Origin of the sequence: Streptococcus sp. DD13, from assembly GCF_001578875.1 — a bacterium.
Taxonomy (GTDB): domain Bacteria; phylum Bacillota; class Bacilli; order Lactobacillales; family Streptococcaceae; genus Streptococcus.
Window position 1 is genome coordinate 883,536 of the sequence record NZ_KQ969506.1, and the last position, 16,244, is coordinate 899,779.

The following is a 16,244-nucleotide window of genomic DNA, read 5'->3' on the forward strand; positions in this document are numbered from 1 at the left end:
TACTAGTGATTGGTCTTTTACTTGGTCAGTGATCGTGCCTATACGCATAGTGGTTGGCCAATTCTTGGCCTGGCCTTCTCCGTCCTTGGACTCGCTCTGTTAATCCGGTACAGTCGTAGTAAGAAAGAATTTACCTATAGAAGATTTTTGAAGCTCTTTTGGAGAGCCGGTTTCCTTCTCATGGTCCTGCTCTATATCTTTCTCTTAATCGCCCTCTACCTCTAATCACAGGCCTCAGAGACTCTATCTTCATCTTTAATAAATAAGCGCTAGGAAGGAAAACCCCTCTTAGCGCTTTTCTTATTCATCGATTGGAGATGGTGTCGTGTTCGCTAAGACCTTGCGCGGTTTGGTCCCTTCTGCAGGGCCAATCACCCCAGCCACTTCCAATTCTTCCATCAAACGGGTTGCCCGATTAAAGCCTACAGATAATCGACGTTGGATCATGGATGCACTCGCTTTTTGTGTTTCAATCACGAGCGCCTTCGCCTCTTGAAAGAGCGGATCCCCCTCACTAGCAGATGCGCTTCCAAGACCATTGTCCGTGTCTCCCTCAGAAACCTCTCCCGGATCAAAGCTTTCATCATAATCAGCTTCTGCTTGCCCCTTAATAAAGGCCACGATACTTTCTACATCATCATCAGAAATAAAGGAGCCTTGTAGGCGGATTGGATGATTTTCATCAATCGGCTTAAAGAGCATATCGCCTCGTCCAAGTAGTTTTTCAGCCCCATTTTCATCTAGAATGGTTCGAGAGTCCGTTCCGCTCGAGACAGCAAAAGCAATACGTGACGGCACATTAGCTTTGATCAATCCAGAAATAACGTCCACCGATGGTCTTTGGGTTGCGAGAATCATATGGATTCCAGCTGCACGCGCTTTTTGGCCTAAGCGGATAATTGCATCTTCCACTTCCTTGCTTGCAACCATCATCAAATCGGCTAACTCATCAACAATGACTACAATTAACGGCATAGGAACTTCTTTCATATCCGATTGAGCATTCTGTTGAGCCACCTTCGCATTATAACCTTCCAGATTTCGAACGCCAACTTTTGAAAAGAGTTCATAGCGTTTTTCCATCTCATCCACCACTTTCTGCAAGGCCCGTGCAGCCTTACGCGGATTGGTTACCACTGGGATCAGCAAATGGGGGATATCATTATAGACTGAAAGCTCGACCATTTTGGGGTCAATCATCATGAATTTCACCTGATCCGGACTGGCCTTCATCAAGATGGACGCAATAATCCCGTTCACTGCAACAGATTTCCCCGACCCCGTCGATCCTGCTACAAGCAGATGGGGCATCCTGGCCAAATTAAACGAACGGGCCGTTCCATTCACTGCCTTTCCAAGGGGCACTTCCAGGAGTTTTTTTGCATCTGTCTGAGAGGCTTCCCATAACTCTCTAAAGCTGACCGTGGCAATCTCAGAATTGGGAACTTCAATCCCAACCAGGGATTTTCCAGGGATAGGGGCTTCGATCCGTACATCTTTTGCTGCCAAGGCCAAGGCTAAGTCATCTGCCAAATTCGAAATGCGATTGACCCGGACACCGACCGCAGGTTTCACTTCATATTTGGTAACAGAAGGTCCGATTTCTGCTCGTTCAACAGTCACTTTAATACCAAAACTTTGAAACGTCTCTTCCAACACTTTGATATTTTGGCGGACAAGGCGTTTCTCGTTTTCCTGACTCTTGACTTTCATCGGAGGAAAGAGATCAATTGAAGGTAAGTGATAAGCCTTCTGTTGTTTGGGTGTAAAGTCAATCTCCACGTCCCCGTCCTCTTCAGAGCCCGGTGCTACTGCAGTGTGAGGTCTTTCTTCTTCTGCTAACAGGATGGAAAAATCATCTTCTACAAAATCGCCTGACTGTGCTGAAAAAATCGGAACTTCTTGTTCTTGATCCGTCTCTGATAGGGGAGGTAGGTCATACAATTCCCCCGTTTCAAGGTCTACTCCTTGATCCGTTTGTGCCAAGTATTGCTCAAAATCTTCTTCCCTGTCACTCGGTTTACTTGCTTGAGCCGACTCCTCCGCAGCCATTTTTTCCGCTTGTTCCCGCTCTTGTTGCCGCTTGATTTCCCTTTGTTCTTGTCTCTGAAGTCTTTTTTCTTGAAAACGCTCGTAAAGTTCACTTGTCCGATCGACCAAATCATAGATGGTCCAGGGACTCATGAAAAAGAGACCAAATCCAATCAATAAAATACTGATAAAGAAACTCCCTATCCGAGCAAAAAGGAAGGCAATGGGAAGATAAATGGTCGCTCCAATGAGTCCCCCGCCTAAAAATTCGACGATTTGAAAGTTTGATAGTTCACGTAAAGAAAGACTCAACGTCTGACTAAAGAGACTCGAAGCCGTATAGGATGCAGCTAAGGTCGCTTGGAACCAAATAAGTAGTCCAGCATAAAATAAGATGAATCCAGAAACCATTCCTTCATACCGTGCAATCCTGCGCTGAAAAAGAAGGCCAATGATGACTGCAACAATCAAGAGATTCGCAGTACTCCCAACAAAAAAGCGGACTAAATTGTAGACAGTGATCCCAAAAATCCCCACCTTACTCAAGGCAAAAAGCAATAAAAAGACGACGCCTAGACGCATCCAGAGATGACGAATTTTTTCCTTCCTTGCCAATTCCGCTTTGGTCGGTCGCCTCGTAGGCCGTTTTTTTTGTGTTTTGTTACTCATAAATACCTCATACATGTTTTCGGTAGAAGTCAGTGCCTCCCTTCCCATAGAAGGCTTCTGCTATAGAATGACGCGGTTTTCTTAAAAAAAGAAGCAAAGACTTCCTCTGAAGTCTTACGTTTCATTGCACCTTATTTCCCTAGTCGATCGCTCTGCTTCAAATAAGAGAAAAATTCCTCTTAGAAGGTCTTTTTTGGATGGCGATCAATGACAGCTTGATAGCTAGAGAGGGTCTGCCTGCCCTTTTCTGTCAGAGCAAAACCTCGAATTTCAAAATGTTTCCCTAACTCTTCCTCCGAGAAGTGGTGAAGCAAGGCTTGATCTAATTCTTGCGACGTGAGTTTAGAGAGACCTTTTACTCCGATGGATTGCAAGATTGCCTTTTTATCCCGTGCGTTTAGATGATCCCGAGATTCGAAAGCAGTCTCCTCATATACATAGCCTCTTTGAATCAAATCTTGTAAGTGTTTTTCAGCATGGATGCCATAGGTATATTCGAAATATTTGGGAAACCACGATTGATTATGAAAGGTCCCAAAAGACACCCGCCACAAAAGAAGGATATCTCCTGCTAACAATCCGTCTGATAGTGGCTCCATATTTCGCCTAGGGACTGATTTCCCCCTCTCACTGGTGAGATCTCTTTCCGGAGAAATATAAGGTTTAATTGGATAATCTTCGTACATACCGCCTCCTTAAGCCTAAGTATTATACCATATTTCATCCTTTCTATGCTATAATAGTTTCTGTAATTTACGTCTATGGATACGTTCATTTATTTGAAAGGATGCTTCTATGAAACATTTTGCTTTTTTACTCATTCTGGCTGGTCTAAGCCTGTCAGCCTGCTCCTCTTCTAGTCGCTCGACGACTGCTTCATCGTCTTCCACAGATACAAACTCAACGACTTCTAGCAGTGTTGCAAGCTTAGCCAAATACCAGGAAGATCTCAACTACGCTTTGTACAATCCCGATGCAACCTTCCCCCAACTATCGACTGAGGTCGCAAACAATGAGGCTCAGGTGGTCTTACATACCTCCAAGGGAGATATTACCATTAAACTATTCCCAGAATTGGCTCCACTGGCTGTTCAAAATTTCTTAACCCATGCAAAAGAAGGCTATTACAACGGACTGACCTTCCACCGGGTCATCAAAGATTTCATGATCCAAGGGGGGGACCCTAATGGAAATGGAACCGGAGGAGAGTCCATCTGGAAAGGAAAGGATGAGACGAAGGACTCTGGAAATGGATTTGTTAATGAAATCTCTCCCTTCCTCTACTCCATCAGAGGGGCCTTGGCCATGGCAAACTCTGGAGCTGATACCAACGGAAGTCAATTTTTCATCGTCCAAAATAGTCAAGACCAGACTGCAACTATTCAGCAATTAGAAGCGCAAGGACAACGAAAATACCCTAGTAAGATTCGGGACGCCTATAAAAATGGAGGCTACCCTAGTCTAGATACAGGATACACCATTTTTGGTCAGGTCATCAAGGGAATGGACGTGGTCGACCAGATTGCATCTGTCGAGACATCCAAAGAGGACTCAAGTAAGGATAAACCGTTAGAGGAAATCAAGATCACATCGATTGATATCGTCAAAGATTATACTTTTAAATAGCACAAAAAAAGTTTAGGCTCCCTATTTTGGAGGGCCTAAACTTTTTATTGTCACTGCTTTCCAAAAACATTTCTAAACGGGAATTAATCCTGCCTCTCTAGACATAGTTAGACCAAGACTTCTAAGAATGCGATCAGACTTTGTGCAGATCTTTTCCCAGCTTCCACGATAAACTCATCAAAGCTCAGATTGGCGTCATGCTGTGCTGTATCACTCATGGCCCGTACCACTAAAAAGGGCCGTCCAGCATTAAAGGCAGCTTGAGCTATCGCTCCTCCCTCCATCTCCACAGCTAAAACATCTGGAAATTGCGACCGAATCGCATCAATCCGATCTTGACCAGCCACAAATTGGTCTCCTGTAGCAATCAAACCCGTGTAACTATGCTGATTAGAAGCTGCTAGGACTTTTTTCATCTCCGTCAAAAAATAAGAACTAGACTCGTAATAAAGGGGTTGCCCAGCCATTTGACCATAGTCATAGCCAAATGCTGTCACATCAACGTCGTGATAGACCAAGCGTTCAGCCAAGACCACATCTCCAACAGCAATGCCAGGTTTGACCGCTCCCGCTGAACCGGTATTGATAATCGCATCGACCTTAAAATCATTCGCTAAAACAGCTACACTCATCGCAGCCATAACTTTTCCAATACCACTTTCAACCAATACCACTTGGTGCCGTCCGATCCGCCCTGTATGGTAGACCCTGTTGAGACGAAGATGCTTCTTTGCATCCTGTAAGTTTTCTAGCAAAATAGCCAATTCCTGAGGCATGGCAGCGATAATTCCAATTTTCATCCTATCTCCTATAAATATCGAATCGCTAAGATCAGCAATATCAGCAATAAAATGACCCAAAAGAGGAGTTTATTCACTTTTTTCCGAAAGGCATTATTTTTTTGAATCCGAGCTTCGCGGGGATTCAACCATTCTTCCTCTTCTCCATACAGGTCTTCGTCATACTCATCTTCTTCTACATAAAAGTCATCCTCCTCGTATGAACCCCTACGGGACGGGTAGGTGTCTTCAGGAGAATAATAGCCAAATTGAGGTTTTTGCTGATTGGGATTTCGGCGGTTTCGGCGAGAACGTTCAATGATTTCATCTGTTAAGATTGGTTTTGCCATATGTTACCTCCGAAGCAATTGATAATATTGAAGGGCCATGATGGTCTTTCCATCACAAATGCTTCCATTTGCGACCATGTCTTGCGCTTCTTGAAGGCTAACCTCAAAGATTTCAAGCACCTCATCGTCATCCTGAGGACGAGGATTTTCTACCTTCATTAAGTCCTTCGCTAGGTAAAGGCGGAGACGCTCGTTACAAAAGCCGATGGCTGTGTAGAAATCCGACAAGAGTTCCAAAGAAGGGCTAGTATAGCCTGTTTCTTCTTCTAGCTCTCTTAGGGCCGCTTCTTCTAGGCTTCCTTCTTCTCCTTTTTCCAGCTTTCCAGCTGGTATTTCATAACTGATCCCTTCGATGGCTTTTCGATATTGCTTCACAAGGACGATTTTATCCTCAGGTGTAATCGCTAAGACACAGACTCCACCTCGGTGCAAGACGAGTTCACGACGGCCTTGTCCCAATCCATTTGGCAACTCCACTTGATCCACCACAACATCAAAAATATGACCGGAAAAAATGGTTTGGCGCGAAATCGTTTTTTCTTCAAAATTCATTGACTTTCCTCCTCTTGACAGCTTCCCAGCAAACCTCTACTTCTACTCGCCCTGCTTAGGCCCAAACAAATTTTCTCTGCCTTCGCCCTTTATTTGTTCTTCGGATGGTGAGGGAGTTTCAAGGCGTAGTTTTCTTTATTGACCTGACGACCCCGACCTAGAGCGATCGCATCTGCGGGGACATCTTCTGTAATGGTGGAGCCAGCCCCAACCAAGGAGTTGTTCCCGAGTTGAACAGGGGCTACAATGGTCGAATTAGACCCCACAAAGACGTTATCGCCAATAATCGTTTTGTACTTGTGTTGCCCATCATAATTGACCGTAATTGTCCCTGCTCCAAAATTCACATCGGACCCTACCTCGGCATTGCCAATATAGGTCAAGTGACCTGCTTTCGTATTTTTCCCAATGGACGATCCCTTAACTTCCACAAAGTTTCCGATATGGGCGTCTTGGCCAAGACTAGAACCTGGTCGAATATGGGCATAAGGACCCACGGTGACTCCTTCCGCCACACGGCTCTCTTCAATCATGGAGTTGGTAATGACGGATCGTTCCCCAATCTCGGAATCTACGATATAGGTCCCATTAGTTAGGAGACTTTCTGCTCCGATCTTGGTCCGACCTTTTAGAGTAACATTGCCTTCAATCTGCACTTCTGGTGCAATCTCTACATCAATATCGATATAGGCGGTATCTGGATTGACAAAGCTAACCCCATTGACCATGTGGGCTTGGTTGATGCGGCGACGCATGATGCCTTCTGCTGTGGCAAGTGCGACGCGATCATTGACACCCAAACTTTCATCAAAGTCTTTGAGTGTATAAGCCCCAACTTTTTCACCTGCTTCTCGGAAAATCCCAATCACATCTGTGATATAGTACTCTCCTTGAGCATTATTGGTGTTAATGTTTTTCAGCGCTTCAAAGAGGCGCGCATTGTCAAAGACATAAGTCCCTGTATTGATTTCTTTGATTTGTTTTTCAAAATCTGACGCATCCTTTTGCTCGACGATTCGAAGCACTTCCGCATTGTCATTACGGACAATCCGGCCATAGCCAAATGGATTTTCGGCTTCTGCTGTTAAGATCGTAGCCACATTCTTGTGATGGATATGAAAGTCGATCAAGTGCTTCAGACTTTCACCGGTAATCAAAGGTGTATCCCCTGCAATGACGAGGGTGTGGCCGTCAAGACCTTCCAAAACAGGCTCCGCCATCATGACTGCATGACCAGTTCCCAGTTGTTCGGTCTGTTTGACAAATTCCGTTTGGCCAACTAGGACTTCTTCAACCAATTCTGCCTTATGACCAACCACCGTTACTGTTTTTTCAGGTGTAATGGCACCAACACTACGGAAAACATGCTCAAGCATAGAGATTCCTGAAACCTTGTGAAGAACCTTCGGTAAATCTGATTTCATCCGGGTTCCCTTCCCTGCGGCTAAAATAATGGCATAATTTGGCATAACATTTCTCTTTTCTGTACAATATCGTCCCAATTATACCATTTTTCACCATTTTTGGAAAATGTGATTCAAATCAAAAACTCTCCTAAAAGGAGAGTCAGATTCAGATCATCTCTTCGCTGAGAATTGCCTTGGATAAGTACGGACATGAGCGACCTTCTACGAAGTTCCATGATGTCGTTTGGAACTTACAGTTTCAAAAGCCCCAAGTGAGGCTGGGACAAAAGTCCTAGCCTCTCCATTGTTTTTGGATTGTCGCGCAAGACGCAGTGGTTGAGTGAGTTCTACTAGTCTGATTTCATCCGCTTTTACAGCCCTACTCAACTGTACGGAGGCGGGACGACGAAATCGAATTCTAACGAATGATCGATTTCTGTCCCACTCTCACTTTTCTCACAGCGGAAAGTCTCAAAAAATCTTCTACTAGTTCCACGAACTGGGCAGTATTTTTAGCTTGTCACAATCACTAGGTCTATTTTGTATAAAAACAGTTATTCTCTTTTCTGATTTTCTAAATGGAGAACGTGTTCTATATTGGATAAACAAATAGGGGATGTAGTTTGGATGATTCTTTTCTAGAAATTGATAAAAATCACTCTGATAAAAAGCATCACAACGTCTTAAATTTTCTTTGATGATTTCCATCCAACTTCTCCTACTTCAAACTCCAGCCCCCATCTATTGTCAGGATTTGTCCCTGCATGGCAGAAGCCTTCCCGCTAGCCAAAAAGAGGCTGACTTCTGCCACTTCTTCTGGCTCTATCCAGCGCTTGATGGGCGTCACACTGGCTACCCAGTCCGCTAAGCCACCTGGTTCAAAGTCCGTTGCGGTCATACCTGTTTTGACAGCCCCCGGTGCAATGCCAAAGACTTGAATACCAGCTTCCGCATAATCTAGTGCCAACTGCTTGGTAAAACCAGCCAGAGCATGTTTGGAGGAGGTATAAGCGTGTCCGCCTCCACCCGCTAGGCTAGATGCAATGGAGCACATATTGATGATGATCCCTTGCTTCTTCTCCAACATTTTAGTCAGATAATACCGTGTCAGCTCTACCGGAGTCACATAGTTGATCTCAAAGATCTCCTGAATCTCCTGAGCGCTTTGCTCAAGGAGCGGTTTGTAGTCATCCAAGACCCCAGCAGTATTACAAAGGACATCAACCTGAGGGCACCAATCAAAAATAGGCTCCAGATCCAAGGTCAAGTCCCGCTGCAAGAAATGAAAATCACCCGACAACTGGGGATCCGCTCCTTGGTCCACTCCATAGACCTGGTAGCCCTTTTCTAGAAAGAGGCGAGCTTGAGCCAGACCAATCCCTGAACTCACACCCGTGATCAATACCCGCCTAGTCATAAACTTCTACCCAGTCTGTCGCCAAGACATCACAAGGTGTCGGGCTCCACATGGAAAAGCCTTCTCCTTCACCGGAGACGTTGATAAGGAAATAAGGTGTCACTTCCAGAGCCACCCCATTTTGCTCGATGGTATCAAAGAGTTGGACATAATTTTCTGCCCCTCCCCAACCGGTACGGACATATTTTTTCTTAGCCTTTAAGCCTGGCAAGATTTCTTCAAAAGTCATGATTCCCTCCTGTATAAGGTTTTCTATTATTATAACAAAAAACCGCTTTGCAACGGTTTTTTGACTGTATGATCACAAACTTTTACTCGTCTATTCCTTTTACTAAAAAGAGGTTTTCGAATCGAAGACTGGACAGGTCCTCATTTGGTATTCTCCTTCTTTTTCTCCGTTTTAAAGAGTCGATAGCTATAGAAATGAAAGAGGATATTGGCTACTAAAATGATACCGATTGGTAAGATAATCTTCCAAAAGCCATCTTGCATTCCTGATGCATCATTCCACCTCTGAAGCCAGCCGACACAAAGAAAACCAATGAACACAATAAGAAATGGACGCATCAACCTATTTCTTCCCTGAAACGCAAGGAGTCCGATAAATAAAGCCCCCACTAAAAGACTGTCCCATGGCAGAGGTAAGATCATGAATCCCCAGCGTGGCAAAAAACGGACGGCAAACATTTCAAGCCCGGCATAAGCCCCAAATAACAACGAAGTCGAAACGAATTGCTTATGGTTCCCTTTTTCATACAGATAGCGAGCCATCATTTTAAAAATCAATGGAATCATCAAGAGATTTAAGAGAATGTCCGTTAAAAACACGAGAGGTCGAAGAACCATCACTGGCTGACTTGCAAAATCCTGCAAGAGCCGGATAATCGTCACTATACCGGCTACTAGAAGACTCGTTTTGATGAAAAATTGGATAGACTCCCGAGGAACTTCTGCGATAATTTGGTCAGCCATTTCCTTCGGTGCCTTACCAAAATATTCCTCAGCGGTGGCCCCGTCTTTTTCAGCTTCAACAAAATCACAAGCCATATTGTAGATTGTCTCGTGCAAGATTCGTTCATTGTAGTAAAATCCCGCCAAGTTAAAATAATCCCATAGTTCGTTAAAATAGAGACTATTTTCTGCTTGTATCTGTGCCACTAGTTGAGTGGTTTCTTCATAAAAAGATGCTGTTTTCATCATGATTCTCCTTTCTCCAGTCGATCTACCTTCTGAACTAAATCATCCCACTGCTGCCAAAAAAGATGTAAATAATCTTTTCCTTTTCCTGTAATCGTAAAGTATTTCCGATCAGGGCCGTCAGATGACGGCTTATAGTGAACCTGCACCAATTGGTTTTTCTCTAATTTTTGTAACAGGGGATAGATCGTTCCCCCAGTCGTTGTTGAAAATCCTGCTTCACGCAATCGTTGGACCAATTCATAACCATAGATTTCTTGTTTTGCGATGATTTCTAGGACACATCCATCTAAGACCCCCTTGAGAAGTTGTGATTCTCTCATCTTTCCTTCCTTCCTTCGTGAATGAATGGCGATGCTTACTAGTATGCAATACCTATTACCTTCTAGTAATAGGATAACACGTTTCGACTAGTTTGTAAAGCATAATAGCGATATAAAAAAGAAGAGGCTAGCCTCTTCTTGTGATTTTTTTCAACCATTGAATCAGTTTATATTTCCCTGGAGAAGGATAGTAGCGGAAGGTTCCCATCTTGCGCTCAATAAAACCATTAAAGTTCTGCTTAAAACGCAAGACTCCATCTGAACCATCAAAAATTCCTTGGATTCCTAAGAAATTGTACAGCGGAAGGTCCCGACGCAAGGTCTCTTGCATGGCATATTCCTGAAGCAGGACCGGTGCGTAAAAACGATTAAACTCCGTATAGGATCCACTAAACAAATAAACGGTTTCATGAGAGGTATAGAGAAAGAGACTGCCTGCAAGAACCACATCTTCTTCCCCGTACTGCTCTTTCAACTCCTCAGCTTCTGAAATTCGCTGGTCAATCGTCCCCTTTTGTCTCTCCAACTCTTGTAGGCGCCTCTTTTGTTTGGCAGAGTCTGGAGACTCCATTAGCATCTTTTGAACCTGGCTCAAGTCATCCGCAACTTTCTTCAACTCTTCTTGCAGTTGATGCTCATACTCTGTAAAGTTCAATGTCGCAATCATAAATTCTGCATCCGATCCAAAGCTATCGTACAGGTCCTGGTAATAATCCAAGGGCTTGTCGCTAAAGGAACGACGACTGGAGGTCTTTTCGGTAATTTCCTTAAAGATAGAGAGCTCTTCTCGAGTCAGGGCTCGTAAATGGATGCCAAATGAGTGGGCTTTTTTGACCAGTTGACGCCCTTTTGATGAAAAGGACTTGGTCAAGTCAGCTTGCGTCACCTTTTCCATGTCCTTGACATACAACCAGTCTGGCTCTCCACCGGGGTAACCTGTTTGCAAGCCATCAAAGTGGTAACCAAGCTCTCTTAAACCTTGAATCGCATCTTCTCTAGGTTCAGAGATAGCTTCCCCTTTACTGTCAAAGACTTGATAGGAATCATAAGGCTTCAGCAACAATTCTAGGACGCCTTTCTTTTTCGCAAACCCCCGTAATTCCTGATAAAAATCCGTTAGCTGAACACCCTCCATCGAAATAGGACCAGAGTTGATTTCCATATATAAGCCCCCAAACATAGGCTTGGTGTAGGCAATCGTAGCCACGACAAGCTTTCCGTCTACTCTCTTTCCAAGATAGTAGACCTGATAGCCTCTTTTTTCCAATAGCACTGCCATCTTTGGATCCTGCATGAAGGACGCCTTCTTTACTTCTTGATAAAAGGCTTGATATTCCTCTAACCCTAGCTCTTCTAAAGCCATGTGTTCTCCTTTTCTTTGCATCGATTACTTCTATTATAGCACAGGTTTGGTCGAACAACCTCGTCAACCCTATACTTTTAAACAGAGGCACGAATCACTGACGATCGATCTCCTTCTGGGCTTCATTTCACGCTCAAATACCTCCTTTCCTTGAACTTTTTGATATACTAAAAGAAAAGAAGGGACAATCCATGGCTACCTATATCCACTACTTACACGAATATGCAAATATACCTTTTTCTGTTCAAGAGCTAAATGAATTGGATATTTTGGTCCTTACGGAGATGAGCTATTTTAGTTGGGACGGTCTGGTCTCTTCCTCTTTTGATCCTGCTTTCGGTCGCTCTTTCGAGGAAATTTATCAAGAAGTCCTCCAAAAACCAGAACGATCTGCTGATCAAAACCGATTTCCTATCTTGGAACTGCTCTCAAAGAGCCGTCGCTTTGCCAATGTTCAGCTATTTGGTTTTGAAAATGACTATAACCTGGATTTGCAAAAGCAATTTGCCGCACTCACGTTTCGATTGAGCCCTGACCGGTACTTGATCAGCTTTCGTGGAACGGATGATAGCTTAATCGGGTGGAAGGAAGACTTCCACATGACCTACATGAAAAAAATTCCATCCCAAATCCATGCCCAACACTATGTCCAAAAAGGAGTGCAGACCCTTCCGAAGGCCCAGTTTATCCTTAGCGGTCATTCTAAAGGGGGAAATCTAGCCCTCTTTGCGGCGAGCCAGGTCAACGATCCCGAACAAAAAGCCATTCAAGCCATCTATACCTTTGATTCTCCGGGCTTACACAGCGATATCGTCCAGCAAGAAGGCTACAAAGAACTACAGCCACGGATCCGAGCTTATCTTCCACAAGACTCCATCGTGGGTCTGATGCTATCGATTCCTGACAATCGCATCATCGTTAAGAGCCGGGGCGTCTCTTTTAGCCAACACCTCCTTAGCAACTGGAAAATCAACTTAAAAAGCTGCCAAATAGAACGAGCTCAAGAGTTGACCAGGACCAGCCACGAAGTCGATCAAACCTTAAAAGACTGGACAGATCAACTGACTAATAAAGAACTCAAGACGTTCTTTGATCTCATTTTTGATAACCTCCTTGCAGCTGGAATCGAACGAATCAGTGACATCCGCACCAACACCCTCCAAAAAGTGCTATTCCTTCTCCAAGAAAGCACGAAAGTTAGTGAAGAAGAACGTTCCCTTCTCTTGATGGCCATGCAAGTGCTCCTCAGCACCCGTTACCATTACCGAAAAAAGAGAGCTCTTCCCTTTCCCACTCTTACACTTCCCACAGAGTCATTTGGTCCCTTTCATTTTAAAAGAGGAGACACGGACAAACGCTCCTAAAGGCGGTTCCCGTGTCTTTTTTTATTCTGATTTTTCTAGCCCTCAAAAGAAAAGCGCAAGGTCTCGGGATCCAGTTCCATCAACAAGCGATAGCCCCACTCATCCACTGGCTCAATCCAACCCAAGATCACAAGAGCCTGAACAAAAATATCCAGGCGTTTCTGAATCACGCGCTCTTTCCGACAAAATTTGAGTAAAAAAGTAGTCATATATTTCAAAGCATACTCCGGATTCACATCTCCCAGAATGACATAGAGGGCTTGTTGGGCTTCCGACAAGGGATACTGATGTTGGAGTCTATAAAAATAATTGGAAAGGGTCAAGGAGTCACGGCGAAAGCCTGTTTGTTCTTGTAGAATGACGCCATTGGTCTGATTGGCCAGCTCCGTCACAAAGGATTTTTCTAGTAGGGCAGGATAAAGAGCAGACTCCTCTCTGATAAAGATTTCTTGATCCAGTTCCAAAGAATCCAACGACTCTAAAAAAGGGAGATTAAGAGAATAGCGCTTGTTTTCCCGCAGAATCAAACCTGCCTTGATGTACTCTTCTAGGTGCTTATCGACCGAAACTTCTGGAAATTGGGCCTTGATCTGTCGCAAGATCACCTCCTCCTGCTGGTCAAGATAAACGACTAGCTCCTTAAAAAAAGGCTGACGGGTCAAGCGCGATGGATTAAAAATCTGAATCATGAAGATTCCTTTCTTTACAGTGTAGATGAGGAGAACTTGCTAGTTGGCTGGGATTGGTCCCTGGCTGTCCCAGAGGAACAGGCTGTCCTAGCTCTTGGTAATAAGCCTGCCAAAAAGGACTGATTTCCTGCATTCCATCCCCAAACTGCATGGGAATGGTCTCAAAGATGGGCAAGATACGAGCGATAAACTGAGAGCAATAAAACCCTGGCCCATCTGGAGAAAACGAAGCATTGTAGGGAGCCCCTAGATGCTGACAAGCCCGATTTTTGACAGTTTTCCAATCCATATCTGAACAAGTAAACAGGTCATACAGATGATCCGCCTCAAAAAAGTCGGTGGGGTCCTGACAGACCACTCCTGCTGAACTCCTAGCATGATAAATCAAGCCTTCCAAATAGATGGCTACGTGACTATAAGAACCTGTAGACTCTTGGACTGCCTGCCCCATCTCCGAATCGTCTCTCACAAAAATCAAATCACCATTTTCTAACATGAGTCTCTCCTAGAAAAAAAGGAGCCAAGACTCCCTTTTTTTCATTCTTTTCTAATTCTTAGGCATTAAAGCTTTCTGTCAATTGAGGAACCACTTGTTTCTTACGAGAAACGGCACCAGCAAGGAAAGCGTGGTTGTTTTCTAATTTGAAGTTGAAGGCTGCTTCTACCTTGTCCATGTTGGATCCAAGAGCCAAGATTTCTGAGTTTGAGTTAACAATATCGGTAATCATCAAAACAAAGTCAGAGTAGCCGTTAGCTGCATTTGCTGCTTGGATAGCTGCTTCGATTTCTGCTTGGCGTTCCAAGACTTCTGCGATATCAACGGTGTTGACTTGAGCCACACGGACATTGTTGCCCTTCAATTCAAAGGTCTTGGCATCGATATCAATCAATTCTTCAGCAGATTTGCTTGCCAAGTTGGTACCCGCCTTAAGCATAGCAAGACCGTATTCTTCCAAATTGACACCTGCGATTTCAGCCAATTCCGCTGCTACTTGTGGGTCAGACACGTGGGTAGTTGGAGATTTGAGCAGGAGCGTATCTGAGATCAAACCAGACAACATGAGACCAGCAAGTGCTTTTGGTACTTCCACTCCGTGTTCTTTAAACATGCGGTAAACGATAGAAGAAGCGGATCCAACTGGCTCCAAACGCATGTAAAGTGGGCTCGCTGTTTCAAAGTTAGCCACACGGTGGTGGTCGACCACTCCATAGACTTCCACTTCAGAAATATCAGACACAGATTGTTGGAATTCATTGTGGTCCGTCAAGATGACTTGCTCTGCGCCTTCAGCTTTAGCAGATGTGATGACACGCGGTGCTTCTACACCAAAGTAATCCAAAACAAAAGCTGTTTCTTCATTAGGAGTTCCAAGAGCCACTGCTTCTGTATCCAAGCCATAAGCTTCTTTTGCCAGATAGGCAAAGGCTACAGATGAGCCAATAGCATCTGAGTCAGGGTTTTGGTGACCAAAAACTAAAATCTTAGACATGTTTCTACCTCTTTATTTAATATATACCTAGTGTATCAAAAATAAAGGCAGAAGAAAAGAGCAGACCTTACGATCTGACTCTCTATTCTTTCAGATAGTCTTTGACATCTCCCCGATAATTTGCCCAAGAGGAATCTAAGAATTCCTTTCTTAGATGGTAGGATGGAGCTGGTTGCTCATTGATTAGAAATGGTGTGATTGCTTTATCAAAGGCTACCCAGCCCTTCCATCCCATATGGATAGTATCCTGCATGAAGTACGGCTGATCGCCATCCTGTGAAAAGTCTACGATATGGTTGAATCCTTGACTGCTCAGCTGGTACTTAATTTTCGACACTGCCTTCTGGTATTCCTCTTGAGAAAGTCCCGTGTAATCGCTCCATTTTTCAGATACAGGTGGAATCACGAAAACCACATTCATCTTCAATTCTGCTAGTTGACTCAGCAAGAGCTGAAAATCGGTATATTCTGGAGAAACTACATAAGAGAGATCTGTCTGAGATTTTTTCAAACGTGAAAGACTAGCCCGGATATTTTTATTGTAAAAGGAATTGTCCATTCCAAATGAATTATTCGTTGAAGAAGCCTTCCCCTCTTTTTCAGCCGCCGCATCTAAGGCCTCATAGGAAAACTGATTCGGTAGGTTTTTCATTTTTTCTTGGACAAGGTCATAATTGTTGCTTTGCTCAAACTGCCCAAAAAAAGCGGATTCTTTTATGGCAAACGCATGTGCCAATTCTACGTACCGACGCTCTGTACCAGTCAATACTTGACCTTTGGCTAGCTTTTTCAGCTGGGAAGCCATCGGTATGTTCGGCAATTGCTTCACCAGCCGTTCCGCCACCATCTTCTCTTCTTCGGAAACCTGGGTCCGTTCCTTTAAGAGAAAGGAGGTGATTTCATCCGTTGTCAGATACTTCTCCAAAAACTCCTTGCGAATCCCTATGCGGATAAACCACTGAGGCGGAGACAACAAAGACGGCTTTTT

At 44.1% G+C, this 16,244-nt stretch carries 19 protein-coding genes; 3 read left to right on the plus strand and 16 right to left on the minus strand.

All coding sequences use genetic code 11. The annotated features are described in order from the left end of the window. Positions 1-21: 21 nt before the first annotated feature. Positions 22-225: a DUF3397 family protein gene (locus STRDD13_RS08970; RefSeq protein WP_197457150.1), complete on the plus strand. Its 204-nt coding sequence runs from the start codon at positions 22-24 to the stop codon at positions 223-225. 75 nt (positions 226-300) lie between these two features. On the opposite strand, the gene STRDD13_RS04070 is transcribed toward STRDD13_RS08970, so the two are convergent. Both STRDD13_RS04070 and STRDD13_RS04075 read right to left on the minus strand, forming a co-directional pair. Beyond that, on the minus strand, positions 301-2,700 hold the full coding sequence (locus STRDD13_RS04070; RefSeq protein ID WP_067103186.1) for a DNA translocase FtsK: 2,400 nt from the start codon (positions 2,698-2,700) through the stop codon (positions 301-303). A gap of 179 nt (positions 2,701-2,879) precedes the next feature. Beyond that, on the minus strand, positions 2,880-3,386 hold the full coding sequence (locus STRDD13_RS04075; protein WP_067102222.1) for a hypothetical protein: 507 nt from the start codon (positions 3,384-3,386) through the stop codon (positions 2,880-2,882). 109 nt (positions 3,387-3,495) lie between these two features. Here STRDD13_RS04075 and STRDD13_RS04080 point away from each other — a divergent pair, with 109 nt between their 5' ends. Then, positions 3,496-4,326, plus strand: a complete 831-nt coding sequence (locus tag STRDD13_RS04080; protein WP_067102224.1) for a peptidylprolyl isomerase — start codon at positions 3,496-3,498, stop codon at positions 4,324-4,326. A gap of 107 nt (positions 4,327-4,433) precedes the next feature. On the opposite strand, the gene STRDD13_RS04085 is transcribed toward STRDD13_RS04080, so the two are convergent. The 10 genes from STRDD13_RS04085 to STRDD13_RS04130 form a co-directional block, all read right to left on the minus strand. Next, positions 4,434-5,126, minus strand: coding sequence for a 5'-methylthioadenosine/adenosylhomocysteine nucleosidase (locus tag STRDD13_RS04085; protein WP_067102228.1), 693 nt, complete (start codon positions 5,124-5,126; stop codon positions 4,434-4,436). 8 nt (positions 5,127-5,134) lie between these two features. Beyond that, complete coding sequence (gene macP, locus STRDD13_RS04090) at positions 5,135-5,455, minus strand: cell wall synthase accessory phosphoprotein MacP (protein WP_067102232.1); 321 nt, start codon at positions 5,453-5,455, stop codon at positions 5,135-5,137. 3 nt (positions 5,456-5,458) lie between these two features. Next, entirely contained in the window at positions 5,459-6,007 is a 549-nt protein-coding gene (locus STRDD13_RS04095; RefSeq protein WP_067102235.1) for an NUDIX hydrolase, read from the minus strand. 89 nt (positions 6,008-6,096) lie between these two features. After that, positions 6,097-7,476 carry a bifunctional UDP-N-acetylglucosamine diphosphorylase/glucosamine-1-phosphate N-acetyltransferase GlmU gene (gene glmU / locus STRDD13_RS04100; RefSeq protein WP_067102238.1) on the minus strand — a complete coding sequence of 460 codons (1,380 nt, stop codon included), beginning with the start codon at positions 7,474-7,476 and terminating at the stop codon, positions 6,097-6,099. A gap of 423 nt (positions 7,477-7,899) precedes the next feature. Then, positions 7,900-8,121 carry a hypothetical protein gene (locus tag STRDD13_RS04105; protein ID WP_067102240.1) on the minus strand — a complete coding sequence of 74 codons (222 nt, stop codon included), beginning with the start codon at positions 8,119-8,121 and terminating at the stop codon, positions 7,900-7,902. A gap of 10 nt (positions 8,122-8,131) precedes the next feature. Then, entirely contained in the window at positions 8,132-8,830 is a 699-nt protein-coding gene (locus tag STRDD13_RS04110; protein WP_067102243.1) for a 3-oxoacyl-ACP reductase, read from the minus strand. Continuing rightward, a complete protein-coding gene (locus tag STRDD13_RS04115; protein ID WP_033684947.1) occupies positions 8,823-9,059 on the minus strand; it encodes a DUF2829 domain-containing protein in 237 nt (78 codons plus the stop codon). The genes STRDD13_RS04110 and STRDD13_RS04115 overlap by 8 nt, the downstream gene beginning before the upstream one ends. Positions 9,060-9,199: 140 nt before the next feature. Continuing rightward, positions 9,200-10,027, minus strand: coding sequence for a DUF1129 domain-containing protein (locus tag STRDD13_RS04120; protein WP_067102246.1), 828 nt, complete (start codon positions 10,025-10,027; stop codon positions 9,200-9,202). After that, the gene (locus STRDD13_RS04125) at positions 10,027-10,350 is read right to left on the minus strand and encodes a PadR family transcriptional regulator (RefSeq protein WP_067102248.1); all 324 of its coding nucleotides are present in this window, start codon (positions 10,348-10,350) and stop codon (positions 10,027-10,029) included. The genes STRDD13_RS04120 and STRDD13_RS04125 overlap by 1 nt, the downstream gene beginning before the upstream one ends. A gap of 127 nt (positions 10,351-10,477) precedes the next feature. Further along, complete coding sequence (locus STRDD13_RS04130; RefSeq protein WP_067102251.1) at positions 10,478-11,713, minus strand: aminoacyltransferase; 1,236 nt, start codon at positions 11,711-11,713, stop codon at positions 10,478-10,480. Between the two features lie 191 nt (positions 11,714-11,904). Here STRDD13_RS04130 and STRDD13_RS04135 point away from each other — a divergent pair, with 191 nt between their 5' ends. After that, a complete protein-coding gene (locus STRDD13_RS04135; RefSeq protein ID WP_067102253.1) occupies positions 11,905-13,077 on the plus strand; it encodes an Mbeg1-like protein in 1,173 nt (390 codons plus the stop codon). A gap of 35 nt (positions 13,078-13,112) precedes the next feature. Here STRDD13_RS04135 and STRDD13_RS04140 read toward each other — a convergent pair whose 3' ends face one another. From STRDD13_RS04140 to dltD, 4 genes are all read right to left on the minus strand, one after another. Next, complete coding sequence (locus tag STRDD13_RS04140) at positions 13,113-13,766, minus strand: DUF1803 domain-containing protein (RefSeq protein WP_067102255.1); 654 nt, start codon at positions 13,764-13,766, stop codon at positions 13,113-13,115. Beyond that, a complete protein-coding gene (locus STRDD13_RS04145; protein ID WP_067102258.1) occupies positions 13,750-14,262 on the minus strand; it encodes a YiiX/YebB-like N1pC/P60 family cysteine hydrolase in 513 nt (170 codons plus the stop codon). Before STRDD13_RS04145 ends, STRDD13_RS04140 begins: the two co-directional genes overlap by 17 nt. A gap of 58 nt (positions 14,263-14,320) precedes the next feature. Further along, complete coding sequence (locus tag STRDD13_RS04150; RefSeq protein ID WP_067102261.1) at positions 14,321-15,256, minus strand: manganese-dependent inorganic pyrophosphatase; 936 nt, start codon at positions 15,254-15,256, stop codon at positions 14,321-14,323. 82 nt (positions 15,257-15,338) lie between these two features. Further along, positions 15,339-16,244: D-alanyl-lipoteichoic acid biosynthesis protein DltD (gene dltD / locus STRDD13_RS04155; RefSeq protein ID WP_082781176.1), on the minus strand; the 906-nt coding region annotated here is incomplete at its 5' end.